This is a genomic window from Cupriavidus oxalaticus, assembly GCF_016894385.1.
GTDB classification, from domain to species: domain Bacteria; phylum Pseudomonadota; class Gammaproteobacteria; order Burkholderiales; family Burkholderiaceae; genus Cupriavidus; species Cupriavidus oxalaticus.
In genome coordinates, this window is the sequence record NZ_CP069812.1 from 787,594 (window position 1) to 806,222 (window position 18,629).

At 65.1% G+C, this 18,629-nt stretch carries 14 protein-coding genes and 1 other RNA gene; 8 read left to right on the plus strand and 7 right to left on the minus strand.

Annotation, left to right across the window (positions count from 1 at the left end; genetic code table 11):
- Positions 1-36: 36 nt before the first annotated feature.
- Positions 37-2,673: a cyanophycin synthetase gene (gene cphA, locus JTE92_RS15950; RefSeq protein WP_063237062.1), complete on the minus strand. Its 2,637-nt coding sequence runs from the start codon at positions 2,671-2,673 to the stop codon at positions 37-39.
- Positions 2,674-2,926: 253 nt separating this feature from the next.
- On the opposite strand from cphA, the gene JTE92_RS15955 reads away from it, so the two are divergent.
- The gene (locus JTE92_RS15955) at positions 2,927-5,224 is read left to right on the plus strand and encodes a cyanophycin metabolism-associated ABC transporter (RefSeq protein WP_063237063.1); all 2,298 of its coding nucleotides are present in this window, start codon (positions 2,927-2,929) and stop codon (positions 5,222-5,224) included.
- Positions 5,214-5,720: a cyanophycin metabolism-associated DUF1854 family protein gene (locus JTE92_RS15960; RefSeq protein WP_063237064.1), complete on the plus strand. Its 507-nt coding sequence runs from the start codon at positions 5,214-5,216 to the stop codon at positions 5,718-5,720. The genes JTE92_RS15955 and JTE92_RS15960 overlap by 11 nt, the downstream gene beginning before the upstream one ends.
- Positions 5,721-5,758: 38 nt before the next feature.
- Here the strand turns inward: JTE92_RS15960 and JTE92_RS15965 are convergent, their stop codons facing one another.
- The 6 genes from JTE92_RS15965 to ompA form a co-directional block, all read right to left on the minus strand.
- Positions 5,759-6,160 carry a hypothetical protein gene (locus tag JTE92_RS15965; RefSeq protein ID WP_063237065.1) on the minus strand — a complete coding sequence of 134 codons (402 nt, stop codon included), beginning with the start codon at positions 6,158-6,160 and terminating at the stop codon, positions 5,759-5,761.
- A 117-nt stretch (positions 6,161-6,277) separates the two neighbouring features.
- A complete protein-coding gene (locus tag JTE92_RS15970; protein WP_084254435.1) occupies positions 6,278-7,246 on the minus strand; it encodes a fimbrial protein in 969 nt (322 codons plus the stop codon).
- 183 nt (positions 7,247-7,429) lie between these two features.
- Positions 7,430-7,787, minus strand: a transfer-messenger RNA (tmRNA) gene (ssrA, locus tag JTE92_RS15975).
- Positions 7,788-7,875: 88 nt separating this feature from the next.
- On the minus strand, positions 7,876-8,550 hold the full coding sequence (gene gph / locus JTE92_RS15980; protein ID WP_063237067.1) for a phosphoglycolate phosphatase: 675 nt from the start codon (positions 8,548-8,550) through the stop codon (positions 7,876-7,878).
- Positions 8,547-9,293, minus strand: a complete 747-nt coding sequence (ubiG, locus tag JTE92_RS15985) for a bifunctional 2-polyprenyl-6-hydroxyphenol methylase/3-demethylubiquinol 3-O-methyltransferase UbiG (RefSeq protein WP_063237068.1) — start codon at positions 9,291-9,293, stop codon at positions 8,547-8,549. The genes gph and ubiG overlap by 4 nt, the downstream gene beginning before the upstream one ends.
- A gap of 111 nt (positions 9,294-9,404) precedes the next feature.
- Positions 9,405-10,058 carry an outer membrane protein OmpA gene (gene ompA / locus JTE92_RS15990; RefSeq protein WP_063237069.1) on the minus strand — a complete coding sequence of 218 codons (654 nt, stop codon included), beginning with the start codon at positions 10,056-10,058 and terminating at the stop codon, positions 9,405-9,407.
- Positions 10,059-10,491: 433 nt separating this feature from the next.
- Here ompA and gyrA point away from each other — a divergent pair, with 433 nt between their 5' ends.
- The 6 genes from gyrA (at position 10,492) to JTE92_RS16020 (ending at position 18,550) form a co-directional block, all read left to right on the plus strand.
- Positions 10,492-13,143, plus strand: a complete 2,652-nt coding sequence (gyrA, locus tag JTE92_RS15995) for a DNA gyrase subunit A (RefSeq protein WP_063237070.1) — start codon at positions 10,492-10,494, stop codon at positions 13,141-13,143.
- A 113-nt stretch (positions 13,144-13,256) separates the two neighbouring features.
- Positions 13,257-13,820 carry a DUF2059 domain-containing protein gene (locus JTE92_RS16000; protein ID WP_029045717.1) on the plus strand — a complete coding sequence of 188 codons (564 nt, stop codon included), beginning with the start codon at positions 13,257-13,259 and terminating at the stop codon, positions 13,818-13,820.
- Between the two features lie 158 nt (positions 13,821-13,978).
- The gene (gene serC, locus JTE92_RS16005) at positions 13,979-15,136 is read left to right on the plus strand and encodes a 3-phosphoserine/phosphohydroxythreonine transaminase (RefSeq protein WP_063237071.1); all 1,158 of its coding nucleotides are present in this window, start codon (positions 13,979-13,981) and stop codon (positions 15,134-15,136) included.
- A gap of 103 nt (positions 15,137-15,239) precedes the next feature.
- The gene (gene pheA / locus JTE92_RS16010; RefSeq protein WP_063237072.1) at positions 15,240-16,388 is read left to right on the plus strand and encodes a prephenate dehydratase; all 1,149 of its coding nucleotides are present in this window, start codon (positions 15,240-15,242) and stop codon (positions 16,386-16,388) included.
- 29 nt (positions 16,389-16,417) lie between these two features.
- Positions 16,418-17,545: a histidinol-phosphate transaminase gene (hisC, locus tag JTE92_RS16015; RefSeq protein WP_063237073.1), complete on the plus strand. Its 1,128-nt coding sequence runs from the start codon at positions 16,418-16,420 to the stop codon at positions 17,543-17,545.
- 105 nt (positions 17,546-17,650) lie between these two features.
- Positions 17,651-18,550, plus strand: a complete 900-nt coding sequence (locus JTE92_RS16020) for a prephenate dehydrogenase (RefSeq protein WP_116386757.1) — start codon at positions 17,651-17,653, stop codon at positions 18,548-18,550.
- Positions 18,551-18,629 lie beyond the last annotated feature (79 nt).

Sequence of the window (18,629 nt, forward strand, 5' to 3'; positions counted from 1 at the left end):
TTCCGTGTCTTCTATGCGCTGTGTTCAGGCGCCGCGTCAGGCGCGGCGCGCAGGCTGGCCCATCCAGTGGTGCACCAGGTCGACGGTGGCCGCGGTGGCGGCCTCGTCGCACTGCAGCACCAGCAGGTCGCCCGGCACCAGCTGGCCGAGCGCGGTTTCGATGGCATCGGCACGTGCGCCTTCGTCGATGATCTTGGTGACGCGGCGGCCTTCGTACAGCCCTTGCTTGAGCAGCGCGCGCGCCTCGGCATCGGGCAGGCCGCGCTTGACGCTGCGGTCTTCGCACAGGAAGACCCGGTCGAAATGCTGGCCCAGCACCTTGCCCTGGCATACCAGGTCTTCATCGCGGCGTTGCACGCCGGCGCCGTAGACCACCATGCGGCGTTCGGACGGGAAGCGCTCCAGCGCGGTCGCCAGTGCTTCCAGCGCGGGCGCGTTGTGGGCGTCGTCGACGACCACGGTGGCGCCGTTGCGCTCGAACAGCGTGAAGCGGCCCGGCACGTCGACCTGGCCGACGTCGAACGTCACCACGCCGGCGCGGATCAGGTCGTTGGAGATGCCCAGCGCCCAGCCCGCGGCCACGGCCGCCAGCACGTTCTCGACCTGGAATGCCACGCGGCCGGCGTAGGTCAGCGGCACCGCGGCCACGTCGACCAGCGGCGTTTCCTTGCTGCCGGTGGCCAGCACGATCTTGCCTTCGCGCACATACACCGCGCGCCTGCCTGCGGCGCGGTGCGACATGATCGCGGGCAGCTCGGGCGTCAGGCCGAAGAAGATCACGTCGCCGTCGCACAGCCCGGCCATCTCGACCAGGCGCTCGTCGCGCGCGTTCAGCACGGCGGCGCCGTCCTTGAGCACCACGTCGACCTGCGTGCGCAGCACGCTGTACATGCGGTCCTCGTCCTCGACGTAGTAGTCGCCGAGGTGGTCGGGCTGGTCGAAGTTGGTGACCACGCCGACCTGGCAGCGGTCATAGACCAGTCCTTCGGACAGGATGCTGCCGCTGTCGTTCTCGAACACGGCGGCCTCGACCGCGCGGTTCATCAGGATGCGGTGGCCGGCGTCCCAGTTGGCGCGGTCGCCGCCCTGCACCAGGCGGCGGTCCAGGAACAGGCCGTCGCTGCAGGCCAGGCCGGTATGCTTGCCCGAGAGCTGCAGCAGGCGCGCGACCAGGCGCGCCACCACGGTCTTGCCGTTGGTGCCCGTCACGCCGACCACCGGGATGCGGCCGCAGTCGTCCTGCCCGGACTCGGGGAACAGGTGGTTGACGATGGCGCGACCAACCGGACGCGGCGTGCCTTCGGCCGGCTTGATGTGCATCAGCAGGCCCGGACCGGCGTTGACCTCGACGATGGCGCCGCGCTGTTCGGCCAGCGGGCGCGAGATGTCCTCGGCCACCAGATCCACGCCGGCGATGTCCAGTCCAACCACGCGCGCGGCCAGCGATGCATGCGCGGCCACGCTCGGGTGGACGCGGTCGGTCACGTCGAAGGCGACGTTGCCGTTGCGCTGGATCAGCACGGTGCGGCCCTCCGCCGGCACCGAGCTGCCATCCATGCCCTGGCGCTTCAGCTCCAGCCGCGCGGCGGAATCCAGGCGCACGCGGTTCAGCGGATGGTCTTCGGTGCTGCCCCGGCGCGGATCGGAATTGATCTGCAGCTCGATCAGTTCGTCGATGGTGGACTTGCCGTCGCCGACCACGCAGGCGGTCTCGCCCATCGCGGCGGCAACCATGCGGCCGCCCACCACCAGCAGGCGGTGTTCGTTGCCGGGGATGAAGCGCTCGACGATGACGCCGCTGCCTTCGTCCAGTGCCACGGCGTAGGCGGTCTCGACTTCCTCGCGGGTGACCAGGTTGGTAAAGACGCCGCGGCCGTGGTTGCCGTCATAGGGCTTCACCACCACCGGCACGCCGATGTCTTCGGCGGCATCCCAGGCATCTTGCGGCGAGTCGACCATGCGGCCTTCCGGCACCGGCACGCCGCACGACTCCAGCAGGCTCTTGGTGAGATCCTTGTCGCGCGAGATGCTTTCGCCGATGGCGCTGGTCCGGTCGGTCTCGGCCGTCCAGATGCGGCGCTGGCGCGCGCCATAGCCCAACTGGACCAGGTTGCCGTCCGACAGGCGGATGGCGGGGATGTCCCGGTCGTCGGCGGCATCGACGATGCACGCGGTGCTGGGGCCGAGGCAGTGCTCGTCGACCAGGCGGCGCAGGTGATCCACGGCGGCGGGGACGTCGAAAGGACGGTCCTCGATCGCGGCCATGACCAGGTCGCGCGCGCTGAACAGGGCGGCGCGGGTGACTTCCTCGTGCCAGGCACGGACGATCACCTTGTAGACGCCGCGCACCGGGGTCTCGCGTGCCTTGCCGAAGCCGCCGGGCATGCCCGCCAGGTTCTGCAGCTCAAGCGTCACGTGTTCCAGGATATGGCCGGGCCAGGTGCCTTCCTTCAGGCGCTGCAGGAAGCCGCCGCGCTCGCCGATACTGCAGCGATGCTCGATCAGCGAGGGCAGCCATGCCGACAGGCGCTCGTAGAACCCTGGAATCGTGTTGGAGGGAAAGTCCTCCAGTTCCCCGATATCGACCCACGCCTCCAGCACGGGCCGATATGTCCACATATTCGGGCCGCGCAGCGACATGACATCGAAAATCTCAATGTCCTTCTTTTTCATTGAATTTGCTTGAGGCAATGGGCGGAACGCCCGAGAAATGGAAGCCTAACCTTTCAATAACGTTACAGCTGCGTTCAGGTTGACTATCTTCGATTAAAAGTATTTGTGCAGTGCATCAGGGTGACCCGCGGTTCGCTGTTATTAGCGCCGTTATGTATACTGCGGGCGAATTCGCGGGCAGCCAGTGCGCGCCCGGCCTAAATTTGTTTCAAGTTATGTCCATTCCCCCCGGACGCTGCACGGCGCGCCACCCATGACCCAGTCCTCCCTGCCTGCTCCCAACACCCCCGCTGCCGACGAGCCGTGGCGTGCCGATTCCGGAACGTGGCTCCGTTCCGGCGAGAACGTCCTGGCCGGACTGGTGCTGGACCTCGACGCGAGGCTGCATTTTACTCAAGGGTGGCTGGCTGTGACGGACCAGCGCATCGTGGCCCGCGCGCCCGGTGAGAAAAATGTGCGGGAATGGAAGATCTCCGCCGAACTGCGGCTTTCCCATACCGATCATGCGGGGGTCGGCACCCTCGAGCTGTCTGGCCCGGGGGGGCGACTGGCCAGCTGGCGATATACGCTTGGTTACAATCCTGCCGCATTGCGGCTGGCCGACCAGTTCGAGACGCGGCGCGACGCAGCCTCCGCGGCCGACGCAGGCAAGTCAGGCGATGTGGTGTGTCCGACCTGCAAGGCGCCGCTGCCGCCGGATGAAGAGGAGTGCCCGCAGTGCAACCGGGAGCTGGAAACGCCGCCGTCGACCTGGGCGCTGCTGCGCCTGTGGCGCTTTGCCCGACCCTACCGCTGGCAGCTGCTGGCCGGATTTGTGCTGACGCTGCTGTCCACCGGGGCCACGCTGGTACCGCCGTACCTGACCATGCCGCTGATGGACAAGGTGCTGATTCCGTACCAGAACGGGGTGCCGATCGACTACGATCTCGTGCGCATGTACCTGGGTGGCCTGCTTGGCGCCGCGCTGGTGGCATGGAGCCTGGGGTGGGCGCGCACCTATCTGCTGGCGCGCGTATCCGAGCGCATCGGCGCAGATCTGCGCATAACGACCTACGAACACCTGCTTAAGCTGTCGCTGGAATACTTCGGCGGCAAGCGCACCGGCGACCTGATGGCCCGCATCGGCTCGGAAAGCGACCGCATCTGCGTGTTCCTGTCGCTGCACCTGCTGGACTTTGCCACCGACGTGCTGATGATCGTGATGACCGCGGTGATCCTGGTCTCGATCAACCCCTGGCTGGCGCTGGTAACGCTGGTGCCGCTGCCGTTCATCGCCTGGATGATCCATCTGGTGCGCGACCGCCTGCGGCATGGCTTCGAGAAGATCGACCGTATCTGGTCGGAGATCACCAACGTGCTGGCCGATACCATCCCCGGCATCCGCGTGGTCAAGGCCTTTGCGCAGGAAAAGCGCGAAGTGACGCGCTTCCGCGAGGCCAACAAGCATAACCTCGCCATCAACGACCGCGTCAACGCGGTATGGTCGCTGTTCACGCCGACCGTGACGCTGCTGACCGAGATCGGGCTGCTGATCGTGTGGGTGTTCGGCATCTGGCAGGTCTCGCACAGCGCCATCACGGTAGGCGTGCTGGTAGCCTTCCTGACCTATATCAGCCGCTTCTATACGCGCCTCGATTCGATGAGCCGCATCGTTTCCGTGACGCAGAAGGCCGCGGCGGGGGCCAAGCGGATCTTCGACATCCTCGACCATGTCTCGAGCGTGCCCGAGCCGGTGCGTCCGGCGAAGCTCGACAAGGTCGAAGGCGCCATCGACATGCGCGACCTCGGCTTCCGCTATGGCAACCGGGCGGTGATCCGCGGGCTGGACCTGTCGATCGCGCCGGGCGAGATGATCGGGCTGGTCGGGCACAGTGGCTCGGGCAAGAGCACGCTGGTCAACCTGATCTGCCGCTTCTACGATGTTTCCGAAGGCGCGATCCGTGTCGACGGCGTCGACATCCGCTCGCTGCCGGTGTCCGAGTACCGTCGCCATATCGGCCTGGTGCTGCAGGAGCCGTTCCTGTTCTTCGGCACCATCGCCGACAACATCGCCTATGGCAAGCCCGATGCCACGCGCGAGCAGATCATCGCCGCCGCGCGCGCCGCGCATGCGCACGAGTTCATCCTGCGCCTGCCGCACGGCTATGACTCGCTGGTAGGAGAGCGCGGCCAGGCCCTGTCGGGCGGCGAGCGCCAGCGCATCTCGATCGCGCGTGCGCTGCTGATCAACCCGCGCATCCTGATCATGGACGAGGCGACGTCATCGGTGGACACGCAGACCGAGAAGGAAATCCAGAAGGCGCTCGACAACCTGGTGCAAGGCCGCACCACCATCGCCATCGCGCACCGCCTGTCGACGCTGCGCAAGGCCGACCGGCTGGTGGTGATGGACCGCGGCAAGATCGTCGAAGTCGGCAGCCACGATGAGCTGTTGCTGCGCGAGGGCGCGTACTACAAGCTCTATCAGGCGCAGGCGCGCAACGTTGATACCGAGGATGACGACGAGCGCGAAGCCGTGACCGAACTGCCGGAGGTGGCCAATGCCCACTGACATCAAGTTGGCGGACATCGATGCCGCAGCTACAGCGACCTTCACGCTGTCGCGTAATCCGTTCGGCCGCCTGACGCTGATCCATGACGACGGCACGGTCTACGAGGGGGTGGTGCCGGTGCGGGCCTTCCCGATCTCCGCACCGCAGGGCGGCATCGGCATGATGAGCGCCGACGGACATGAGGTGGTATGGATCCCGCGGCTTGAGGCCTTGCCTGCGGCCGAGCGCAGCATGATCGAAGAAGAGCTCGCATCGCGCGAGTTCATGCCGGAGATCGAGCGCATCGTCGAGGTTTCGACGTTTGCCACGCCGAGCGTATGGACCGTGCAGACCGATCGCGGCCGCACGTCGCTCGTGCTGCGCGGGGAAGAGGCGATCCGCCGGCTGTCCGGCAACACGCTGATGGTGTCGGACAGCCATGGCATCCATTACCTGATCCGTGACCTGATGGCGCTGGACAAGCACAGCCGCAAGCTGCTGGACCGGTTCCTGTAAGAGCGCCACGCCGGCCCGGCACGCCCGGGCTGATCGGCCTAGTGCAGCATCTCGGACGAATCGTCGTCCTCGTCCCAGTCATCGTGCAGCAATGGCGCATCCGGCGCCATGTCGAAGACCATGGAGTGGTAGCGGATGCTGAACCACTCCCGGAACATGTCGAGTGTCAGGGTCTCGGGCCATACCGAGTCGTCGAACCACTCGCCCAGCATGAATTCGAAGTATTCCTGCCAGCGCTTCTCGACCCAGTGGACTGCATTGGCATGCGTATCCGCGAGTTCTTCGGGCAGCAGGAAGACGCTCTGGTCCTCGCGCACCTGTTCCAGCGTGAGGCCGGCAACCGGCTGCGGGTCAACCGCCTGGATCCAGTCCAGGAACGGCTGTTCCGGAACCAGCGCGACCATGGCGCGGTTGATGGTAAAGCGGGGATAGTCGGACATGCGGAAGGCGGAAAGGCATCAAGGGCTACGGCTGGGTATTGTAATCCCCTGCATACGCGAGGCAACGTCATGCCATCACGAATGTTTGGCGCTCGCCTTTCCCGGCTTCGGCGGACCCTACTGGTAGGTCATCGAGAACGTCGCGACGGCATTGACCAGTCCGCTCGATACCACCTGGCTTGTCTTGTAGTACCGCGCGACCATCGGAATGCTTATCGACTGGTTATCGCTGCTTGTCTTGATGCCGGCGTCCATTACCGCGCCGAGGGTGACCGGTGATCCGCCTTGCAGTATCTGCACGCCCACGCCAGTCGCCATTCCGCTCCCGCTTCCGTTCGCGAGCACGCCGGGAGCATTGGCAGGATCGGCCGGCCCGTCGATGCTGTAGTGGAGGTTGATGTTCGCATCGCATACCAGAGGGATCGTGAACGCCGTGGCGCCCTGCGTCGAACCGACCGTGGCGAGGCTCTGCGCGCTGGTGGTCGGTAGCTTGACGACGATATTGCTGTTGGTCACGCGGCAGCTGGCGGTTTTCACGTTGATCTGCGTGCTGGTGAAGAACGTCGAGACTGCGATGACGCCGCCGTACACGGCTGTCGCGGTCGGGTTCTGGAATGAGATGACGCCGGGGCTGGTCGCGCCCGTCTTGATGAATTGCGCGCGATAGAGCGCGGGCGGCAGGTAGACGCCGTTGAGGTAGGGCAAGGTGAACTGCGCGCGCGGCCAGTTCTGGATCATGGCCTGGTTGATATCGCCCGGCCTATCGGCAATCGCATTGGACCAAGCAATCTTGATGCCGACGCCTGGGACGCCCGTTTCATACACGCCAGCGATTCCGGTTGGTGTCATCGGCGCTGCATATCCATAGCTCCACGGCTCGTATGGGGTGCATTGGATGTAGGCAGAGTTGGTGCCGACCCAACCGGTGTCATAGATGATTGTGCCGACCGGCAGGTCCTTGGGAATCTCGAGGCTTGCGGGGAAGCTCATCGTCGAGGTGACACCGGTTCCGGTGCAGGCGCGGGCGGGGCCGGCGGAAACGATCAGCAACGACAGGCAGGCGAGCATACAGAGCAATTGGCGCATGACAGGCAAACAGGATGGTCGGTGCGACGATTCTATGAGCCATGTCTTGCCGCCCGCGTCTGATTTTTCCGAGCATGCCGGGGGAAATGTCTAGGACTGCAGCAGGAAACAAAAAACCCGTGAGGACGCTGGTCATCACGGGTTTCCCGGGCTTCGGAGATGGACGCCTCCGAAGTGTTTGACTGGTGGAGCCGGCGGGAATCGAACCCGCGTCCGCAAGCCCTCCACAGAGAGTTCTACATACTTAGTTCTGTCATTTGATTTAACCGGCGCATCGCGGACGAACACGCTCTACGACGGCGAGTCACTAGGTTTTCGTCCCCGGACCCGTGACACTTCCGGAGCTTATCTGACGTAAATGACCTCGCTGGTCTTGCGACCCTAGCCCGTCAGCGAGCCAGTGCGAGGACGGCGGCCCTTAGGCTGCCAGTGCGTAACGTTCGTCGTTAGCAGTTATTGCATTCCCATTGATTAACGAGGTGACGGGTCCTCGGTATGCCCTCCACTGCTTTGTAACCCACGTCGAAACCAGGTCGGCCCCAGTGAGAAGAAGCTGGATTGTACCCGGTTGGACGGAAAGTGTCTCGGTGAGTTCCACGCCGGCCAGCTGTGCGCCGGCCGCCACATCGCTAGCTGCCGGCCCCTGGCACCAGCAGGGGGATCAGTTCGGCCGGATGGCGCACCAGGTGGTCGGCGCCCCAGGCCTCCGGCGGCTCGCCGTCGCCGCAGTAGCCGTAGGCGGCTGTAACCGTCATCATGCCGGCGGCCTTGCCCGCCTGGATGTCGCGCAGGTCGTCGCCGACGTATACGCAGCGGCGCGGATCGACGCCCGCGCTCGCCGCGGCGTGCAGCAGCGGGGCAGGATGGGGCTTGGCGTGGGCCGTGGTGTCGCCGCTGACCACGGCACTGGCGCGCGGCGCCAGCCCGATGGCGGCGACCAGCGGCACCGTGAAGCGCGCGATCTTGTTGGTGACGATGCCCCAGGGGATGCCGGCCGCTTCCAGCGCCGACAGGACCTGCGGCATGCCGTCGAACAGGCGCGTGTGGACGGCGATGTCGGCTTCGTAGTAGTCGAGAAAGATATCCCGCAGCGCCGGAAACTCGGCGTCGTCCGGCACCAGGCCGAAAGCCGCGCCGAGCAGGCCGCGCGCGCCATGCGAGGCCACGGGGCGCAGCTTCTCATATGCCACCGGCTGGCGGCCGCGCTCGATCACGAGCCGGTTGGCGGCGGCGGCCAGGTCGGGGGCCGTGTCCGCCAGCGTGCCGTCCAGGTCAAAGAAGACGCCTGCGATGCCCCCGCTCATGCCGCCACCCGGCGGAACGCCATCATGTAATTCACATCCGTGTCGCGGCCCAGCGCATAGACCTGCGACAGCGGGTTGTAGGTCATGCCGCGCATCTCGATCAGGTCCAGCCCGGCATTGCGCGCAAAGCGCGCCAGCTCGGATGGCGTGATGAACTTGTCGTAGTCGTGCGTGCCACGCGGCAGCATGTTCAACACGTACTCCGCACCCACGATGGCCAGCAGGTATGCCTTCAGGTTGCGGTTGATGGTCGAGAAGAAGACTTGGCCGCCCGGCTTCACCAGCGTCGCGCAGGCCCGCACGATGGAGGCCGGGTCCGGCACGTGTTCCAGCATCTCCATGCAGGTCACCACATCCACACTGGCGGGCTCGCGCGCGGCCAGCGCTTCTGCCGCGATTTCTTCATAGGTCACGGCAACGCCGGACTCCAGGCTGTGCAGGTCCGCAACCTTCAGCGCCTTGCTGGAGAGATCGATGCCGCGCACGGTCGCACCAAGGCGCGCCATGCTCTCGGACAGGATGCCGCCGCCGCAACCCACGTCCACTACGCGCTTGCCGGCCAGGCCGGCGAGCCCGTCGATCCAGCCCAGGCGCAGCGGATTGAGTTCGTGCAGTGGCTTGAACTCGCTCTCGGGATCCCACCAGCGGTGGGCCAGTTCGCTGAACTTGTCGATTTCCTTGGGGTCGGCGTTCCGGCGCAGCGGATCGGGATGGGCGGACAGGGTCTGGGAGGGCAACGTCATCGTATGCGGGCCGGCGGCAACTGCCCACGCCGGCGGAGGAGGTGTGTGGGCAACTGTATCAAAAAAAAAGCCCAGCTTGCCGCTGGGCTTTCTTGATCGGAAAGGATCCGATTAACGTGCGCTGCGGGTGCCGACCACTTCGACTTCCACGCGGCGGTTCGGCTGCTGGCAGGCGATCTGAGCGGTGCGGTTGCCCTTGCACGACTTCGGATCGACCTTCAGCTGGCGCTTGCCCTTGCCTTCGGTGTAGACGCGGTTGGCTTCAACGCCCTTGCTCACCAGGTATGCCTTGACCGATTCAGCGCGGCGGATCGACAGGCGATCGTTGTACTTGTCCGAGCCGAACGAGTCGGTGTGGCCAACGGCGATGATGACTTCCAGGGTGATGCCTTGCAGCTTCGAGACCAGGTCGTCCAGCTTGGCCTTGCCTTCCGGCTTCAGCACAGCCTTGTCGAAGTCGAACAGGGTGTCAGCAGCGAAAGTGACCTTCTCGCTCGACACGACCGGCGGAGCCACCGGAGCCGGTGCCGGTGCCGGTGCTGCGGGAGCCAGGGCGCCGTCGCACAGGGCGTTGGCGGTGGCCGGAGTCCAGGAGCTGTCGCGCCAGCAGAGCTCGTTCGTGCCATTCTTCCACACGTACTCGCTCGTACCGTTGCCCCAGTTATCGTTCACGGCCTTCTTTTCGTAGGGGACGGACTGGGCTTGAGCGGATGCAGCCATTACTGCGGTAGCTGCAACGAGCGCGAGCTTGGCAAATTTTTTCATATTTCTCCTCTCAGGATGAGATCACCGCAGGGTTACTGCGAGCAAATGGACGAAAACAAGTCATACATTCTTCGGAGTATAACATTCTCGATGTGGCGGATGCTCCACTTCGAACAATGTCTGGCTCTTCGCTGGGGAATTGTGCCACAAGGGTCGTTTCCTAAGAAGTAAATATATTCGATTCGCCCCATGGGTTTTGGGCCTGTGGTGTTTGTGCAACATGGGTCTTGTGCCGCCCGCAAAGCCTTGTGGCATCAGGGTTTCCGGGATTTGGGGGAGGCCGCCGGCGGGCTCCGGCGGGGCGGTTCCGGCGCGGTAAGCCGGGGGTGCCGGCATGTTAGAATGGCACGTTGCCCAGCCGTCAGGCGCCTGCCGGCGCCACGTGCAAAAGGGCCTGTCATTCGCTTAAACCTGCCGCATAAACCACGCCGCAATGGATCCATTCGCAAAAGAAACCCTTCCGGTCTCCCTCGAAGAGGAAATGCGCCGCTCTTATCTCGACTACGCCATGAGCGTAATCGTGGGGCGGGCGCTTCCCGATGTGCGGGACGGCCTGAAACCGGTGCACCGGCGCGTGCTGTATGCGATGCACGAGCTCAACAACGACTGGAACCGTCCGTACAAGAAGTCGGCCCGTATCGTCGGGGATGTGATCGGTAAGTACCATCCTCACGGCGATACTGCTGTATACGACACCATTGTCCGCATGGCGCAGGACTTCTCCCTGCGTTACATGCTGGTGGACGGGCAGGGCAATTTCGGCTCGGTCGATGGCGATAACGCCGCGGCCATGCGTTATACCGAAATCCGCCTGTCGAAAATCGCCCACGAGATGCTGCACGATATCGACAAGGAAACCGTCGATTTTGACAGCAACTATGACGGCTCTGAAAAAGAGCCTTCCATTCTCCCGGCCCGTATTCCCAATCTGCTAATCAACGGTTCCTCGGGTATTGCAGTGGGCATGGCCACCAATATCCCGCCGCATAACCTGAATGAAATCGTCGACGGCTGCCTGCATCTGCTGCGCAATCCGCAAGCGACGGTGGATGAACTGATTGAATTGATTCCGGCACCGGATTTTCCGACTGCCGGCATTATCTACGGCATCCAGGGGGTGCGCGAAGGCTATCGCACCGGCCGCGGCCGCGTGGTCATGCGTGCCAAGACGCACTTCGAAGACATCGACCGGGGCCAGCGCCAGGCGATCATCGTCGACGAGCTGCCCTACCAAGTGAACAAGCGCACCCTGCTGGAGCGCATCGCCGAGCTGGTCACGGAAAAGAAGATCGAGGGCATCTCGGATATCCGCGACGAGTCGGACAAGTCCGGCATGCGCGTGGTGATCGAGCTCAAGCGCAACGAGGTGCCGGAGGTCGTCCTCAACAATCTGTACAAGAACACCCAGCTGCAGGACACCTTCGGCATGAACATGGTGGCGCTGGTCGACCGCCAGCCGCGCCTGCTGAACCTGAAGCAGATGCTGGAGTACTTCCTCGCGCACCGCCGCGAGGTCGTCACTCGCCGCACCGTGTTCGAACTGCGCAAGGCGCGCGAGCGCGGCCATGTGCTGGAAGGCCTGGCCGTGGCGCTGGCGAACATCGACGAGTTCATCGCCATCATCAAGGCTGCACCGACGCCGCCGATCGCCAAGCAGGAGCTGATGTCCAAGGCCTGGGATTCGGGGCTGGTTCGCGAGATGCTGGCACGGGCGGAAAGCGAGACCCCGGGCGGCCGCGCCTCGTATCGCCCGGACGGCTTGCCGGCGGTCTTCGGCATGCAGGCCGACGGCCTCTACAAGCTGTCCGACAGCCAGGCCCAGGAAATCCTGCAAATGCGCCTGCAGCGCCTCACTGGGCTGGAGCAGGACAAGATCGTCCAGGAATACCGCGACATCATGGCGGTAATCGCCGATCTGCTGGATATCCTGGCGCGGCCGGAGCGTATTACTGCAATCATCACCGACGAAATCACCGCGATCCGCGCTGAATTCGGCGATGAGCGTCGTTCGCAAATCGAGCTGAACGCGACCGAGCTGGACACGGAAGACCTGATCACGCCGCAGGACATGGTGGTCACCCTGTCGCACAGCGGCTATATGAAGAGCCAGCCGATCTCCGAGTACCGCGCGCAGAAGCGCGGCGGGCGCGGCAAGCAGGCGGCGGCAACCAAGGAAGACGACTGGATCGACACCCTGTTCGTGGCCAACACCCACGACTACATCCTGTGCTTCTCGAACCGCGGCCGGCTGTACTGGCTGAAGGTCTATGAGGTGCCGCAGGGCTCGCGCAACTCGCGCGGCCGCCCGATCGTCAACATGTTCCCGCTGTCGGACGGCGAAAAGATCAACGTGATCCTGCCGGTGCGCCAGTTCGACGCCGAGCACTTTATCTTCATGACCACCGCCCGCGGCACGGTCAAGAAGACCGCGCTGACCGAGTTCTCCAACCCGCGCAAGGCCGGCATCATCGCGGTCGACCTGGATGAGGGCGACTACCTGATCGGTGCTGCCGTGACCGACGGCCAGCACGACGTGATGTTGTTCTCCGATGCCGGCAAGGCGGTGCGTTTCGACGAGAACGACGTTCGCCCGATGGGCCGCCAGGCACGTGGCGTGCGCGGCATGAACCTGGAAGATGGCCAGGCGGTGATCGCCATGCTGGTGGCGCCCGCGGAAACCGCAGAGGAAGCGGAGGCGGGCGTGCGCGGCAGCGTGCTGACCGCGACCGAGAACGGCTACGGCAAGCGCACGCCGATCGCCGAGTACACTCGACACGGCCGCGGCACCAAGGGGATGATCGCGATCCAGACCAGCGAGCGCAACGGCCGTGTGGTGGCGGCGGCGCTGGTGTCGCCGGAGGACGAAATCATGCTGATCACCACGGGCGGGGTGCTGATCCGTACCCGTGTCGGTGAAATCCGTGAAATGGGCCGCGCCACGCAGGGCGTCACGCTGATCAACGTCGACGAGGGCACCAAGTTGTCCGGCCTGCAGCGCATCGTCGAAAGCGACGCCGATAATGGCGCCGGTCCGGAAGAGACTGAAGAGGCGGGCGGCAACGCCGATGCCGACGCCAATTCGTAACCAATTGGCCCCATCGCGCGTTAAAACGTAAATTGTTGCAACAACAGGACGCCAGCCGGAACTCGCCTTGCGGCTGTCCGGACTAAAACGGACGTATTTACCAGGGAGTCACAATGCTCAAAACCTATCGACGTATCGCTGTTCTGGCCGCTTTCGTTCCGACCTTCATGGTGGCGCAGCATGCCCATGCACAGGACGCGGAAAAGACGGCAGCCATCAAGGAACTGCTTTCCGTCATGCAGGCTGACCAGGCCGTCAAGGGCCAGGCAGAAAACTGGCAGCAAGGCGCCAAGCAGGAAGCCCCGCTGGTGCTGGAGCAGGTCCTGGTCGAGAACAAGACCCTGAGCGACAAGCAGAAGCAGGCCGCGGTTGAAAAGCTGAAGAAGAACGGCGCGGTCCAGCGCATGGTTGACGGCGCCGGCACGGCATTCAACACCGATGGTTTCCGCAAGGATGCCATCCAGGCCCACTACGACGCCTTCGGCAAGTACTACTCCACGCAGGAGCTGAAGGACCTGACCACGTTCCTGAAGTCGCCGACCGGCCAGAAGTTCATGGCCAACCAAGGCAAGGCAACCCAGGAAATCTGGGGTTCGATGATGCAGAAGTACGGCCCGCAGGTTGGCAAGTCGATGCGCGACGCCGCCGAGAAGGAAATCACCGCCGCGTCGAAGTGATCTTCGCTGCCGGTTCCGACTGAGGCAAGGCGCTGTTCCGGCCGCCTCGCGCGGGCTGGCGCGGCACCGGGGCAGGCCCCGGGCGCCCAACCGGGCGCGGGTTTGAGGGATAATGGCTGCTTGGGTAACACCGGCAGCCATTTTTCCATTCCCGTCTCATGAACGATCCCCAGAATCCCGCAATTGCCGGCATGATGCAGCGTGCATTGGCCGAACGCGTCTACAACTTCTCCCCGGGCCCGGCCATGCTGCCGGCCGAAGTGCTGCAACAGGCTGCCGAGGAAATGCTGTCATGGCGCGGGACCGGGGTTTCGGTGATGGAGATGAGCCATCGCAGCCGCGAGTTCGAGGGCATCCACAACGAGGCCATCGCCGACCTGCGCGAACTGCTGCATATCCCCGACAATTTCCGCGTGCTGTTCCTGCAGGGTGGAGCCATCGGCGAAAACGGCATCGTGCCGCTGAACCTGATGCGCCTGCGCAATGCCGAGCAGCCCAAGGCCGACTTCGTCGTCACCGGCACCTGGTCGATCAAGACCGAGCAGGAAGCGCGCCGCTACGGCGCGGTCAATATCGCCGCGTCCAATGAAGCGGAAAAATTCCACCGAATTCCCGCTGTTGCCGACTGGAAGCTGTCGGATGACGCCGCCTACGTGCACCTGTGCACCAACGAGACCATCGTTGGCGTGGAGTTCCAGGACATTCCCGATATCGGCCAGGTCAAGGGCAAGCGCGTGGTGGTGGCCGATGCCTCGAGCCATATCCTGTCGCGCCCGATCGACTGGTCGCGCGTGCAGGTGGTCTACGGCGGCGCGCAGAAGAATATCGGCCCGGCCGGCGTCACCATCGTGATCGTGCGCGAGGACCTGCTGGGCCACGCGCATCCGCTGTGCCCGTCGGCATTCAACTGGCGCCAGGTGGCAGAGCACAACTCGATGTACAACACGCCGCCGACCTACGCCATCTACATCGCCGGCCTGGTCTTCAAATGGCTCAAGCGCCAGGGCGGCGTGCCCGCGATCGAGCAGCGCAATATCGCGAAGGCTACCGCGCTGTACGACTTCCTGGACCAGAGCGGCTTCTATCGCAACGAGATCGATCCGAACTGCCGTTCGCGCATGAACGTGCCGTTCTTCCTCGGCGACGAATCGCGCAACGAGGCCTTCCTGGCGCAGGCACGCGCCAACGGCCTGGTGCAGCTCAAGGGCCACAAGACCGTGGGCGGCATGCGCGCCAGCATCTACAACGCGATGCCGCTGGAAGGCGTGACGGCGCTGATCGATTTCATGCGCGAGTTCGAACGCACCTCGGCCTGAGGCGCGTGACCGCGACCCAGCCGGCGCGCCATCGGGTGCGCAGGCTGGCGCGGACAGGTTTTTCCCCGGCCGCCGCGCCCCGGCGGCCCACCGGATTCATACAATGACAAGTCAAGACAGCACCCCTGCGCACGAGGAGACGCAGCCCAACGGCAATCACCAGAGCGAGGCCGAACGCAATCTGTCGGTCGAGCTGGCGCCCTTGCGCGAGCAGATCGACACGGTGGACCGCGAACTGCTGGCCAAGCTGAACCATCGGGCCAAGCTCGCGCTCGCAGTCGGCGAGGTGAAGAAGAAGTACGGCGCGCCGGTGTTCCGCCCCGAGCGCGAGCTGCAGGTCATCCGCAAGGTGCAGGGCGCCAACCCGGGTCCGCTGCTAGGCGAGAGCGTGGCCGCGATCTGGCGCGAGGTGATGTCCGCCTGCCGCGGGCTGGAGAAGCCGCTGGAAGTCGCTTTCCTGGGCCCGGCCGGCACGTTCTCGGAGCAGGCGCTGTATGCGCACTTCGGCCATGAAGTGAGCGGCGTGCCTTGCCCCAGCATCGACGAAGTGTTCCGCGCGGTGGAGGCAGGTACCGTCGAATACGGCGTGGTGCCGGTGGAGAACTCGACCGAGGGAGCGGTGTCGCGCACGCTCGACCTGTTCCTGCAGACGTCGCTGAAGATCAGCGGCGAGATCGCGCTGAAGGTGCACCATAACCTGATGGCATCGACGCCCGACATGCAGGGCGTGACCGTGGTGCGCGCGCACGCGCAGGCGCTGGCGCAGTGCCAGCACTGGCTGACCGCCAACTATCCGCACCTGGAGCGGCAGGCGGTATCGAGCAATGCGGAAGCGGCGCGCATGGCCAGCGAGGATCCGACCGTCGCGGCGATCGCCGGCGAAACCGCCGCCAACCGCTACCACCTGCACCTGGTGCGCACGCATATCCAGGACGATCCGCACAACCGCACCCGTTTTGCCGTGATCGGCCGCTACGAGACCGAGCCATCGGGCAGCGACCAGACCTCGCTGATCCTGTCGGTGCCGAACAAGGCCGGCGCGGTGTACCAGCTGCTCGCGCCGCTGGCCGAGAACGGCGTGTCGATGTGCCGCTTCGAATCGCGTCCGGCGCGCAGCGGTGCCTGGGAGTACTACTTCTACGTCGACGTCGAAGGGCACCAGCATGAACCGTCGGTGGCGCGTGCCATCGATGAACTGCGCCGCAACGCGGCCTACCTGAAGGTGCTGGGCTCGTATCCGTCGAGCAAGTAAGGCCAGCGCGAACGCAGCAAGGAGACAAGATGGCAGAGCAGGGTAAGCAGGGCGGTACGGTGTTCGGGCCGGACTATGTGCGGGCGATCTCGCCGTACGTGGCCGGCAAGCCGATTTCCGAAGTCGCGCGCGAGTTCGGCCTGGACGAGGCCGGCATCGTCAAGCTCGCCTCCAACGAGAACCCGCTGGGCATGCCGGCGTCGGCGCAGCGCGCCGTTGCCGCCGCCGTGACAGACCTTGGGCGCTACCCGGACTCGAACTGCTTTGCGCTGAAGGCCGCGCTGTCGGCGCGTTTCGGCGTGCCGGAGGACTGGCTCACGCTCGGCAACGGCAGCAACGATATCCTCGAGCTGGCAGCCCATGCGCTGGTCGAGCCCGGCCAGTCGATTGTCTATGCCGAGTACTCGTTCGCGGTCTATGCGCTGGCGACACAGGAGATCGGCGCGCGGGCCATTGAAGTCCCTGCGCGCGCCTACGGCCACGATCTCGATGCCATGGGCGCCGCGATCGCGCCGGATACGCGGCTGGTCTTTATCGCCAACCCCAACAACCCCACCGGCACCTTCCTGCCGGCTGTGCAGATCGAAGCCTTCCTGCAGGCGGTGCCGCCGCACGTGGTGGTGGTTCTGGACGAGGCCTACAACGAATACCTGGATGCCGACCAGCAATACGATTCGATCGAGTGGGTACGCCGCTATCCCAACCTGATGGTGTCGCGCACCTTCTCCAAGGCGTATGGCCTGGCGGGGCTGCGCATCGGCTATGCGGTGGCGCAGCCGGCACTGACCGATCTGCTCAACCGCATCCGCCAGCCGTTCAATGTCAACAGCGTGGCGCAGGCAGCGGCGATCGCCGCGCTGGGCGATGCCGAGTTCCTGCGCCGCAGCGCGGAGCTGAACCGCGCGGGCAAGGCGCAGCTGGTGGAGGCCTTCGATCGCCTCGGGCTGGAATACGTGCCGTCATTTGGCAACTTCGTGCTGGTGCGCGTCGGCGATGACGACGGTGCCGGTGCGCGCGTCAACCTGGCCCTGCTGAAGCAGGGCGTGATCGTGCGCCCGGTGGGCAACTACAACCTGCCGCGCTGGCTGCGCGTGACCATCGGCCTGCCCGAGGAAAACGCGGCCTTCATTGCGGCACTGGAGCGGGCGCTGGCGTAAGCCCCGCTACAATCGCGGCGTTTCGCGCCGGGCCGCCGTGCCCGGCGCCGTGCCTTTTTGCTATCGCTCGGCCCGGCCGAGCCACTGCCCGTCGGGCCTGAAATCGTGAGTGCTTTGCATTTTTCCCGTGTTGTCATTGTCGGCGTCGGCCTGATCGGCGGCTCGCTCGCGCTGGCGCTCAAGCGCGCCGGCGTGGCGGGCACGGTGGTCGGCGTGGGCCGCTCGCCCGCGTCGCTGCAGAAGGCGCTGGACCGTGGCGTGATCGATGAGGCCGCGACGCTGGCCGATGCCGCCCGTGGCGCCAGCGTGATCGTGCTGTGCGCGCCAGTGGCGCAGAATTTCGCGCTGCTGCATGCGCTCGAGCCGCACCTGGAGCCCGGCACCATCGTCACCGATGCGGGCAGCACCAAGTCCGACGTGATCATGGCGGCCAAGACCGCGCTGGGCGACAAGGCCGCGCAGTTCGTGCCGGCGCATCCGATCGCCGGGCGCGAGCTCAACGGCGTCGAGGCCGCGCTCGCCGACCTGTATGTCGGCAAGAAGACCGTGTTGTGCCCGCTGCAGGAAAATGCGCGCGACGATGTTGCGGCCGTGCGCGCGATGTGGGAACACGCCGGCGCGCAGTGCCACGTGATGTCGGCGGTGCAGCATGACGCGGTGTTCGCTGCAGTCAGCCACTTGCCGCACGTGCTGTCGTACGCGCTGGTGGCGCAGGTGGCCAATGCCGAAGACGCGGCGCTGAAGCTCGATTTCGCCGGCGGCGGTTTCCGCGATTTCACGCGCATCGCGGCGTCGTCGCCGGAAATGTGGCGTGACATCTGCGTAGCCAACCGCGATGCGCTGCTGCGTGAGCTCAATACCTACCAGTCGGTGCTCGCGCACCTGAAGACACAGATCGAGAAGGGCGACGGCGACGCGCTCGAACGCATCTTCACGCGCGCCAGCAAGACCCGGCTGGCCTGGGGCGCCGAACGCGCCGCGGGCAACAACAATATCGAACCCTGATATCGAACCGTAAGCCAGCGCGAGCGCGGCAGGCTGCCGCATCGCCACGGAACTGCCAACTGCTGAATTTGCCTTACCG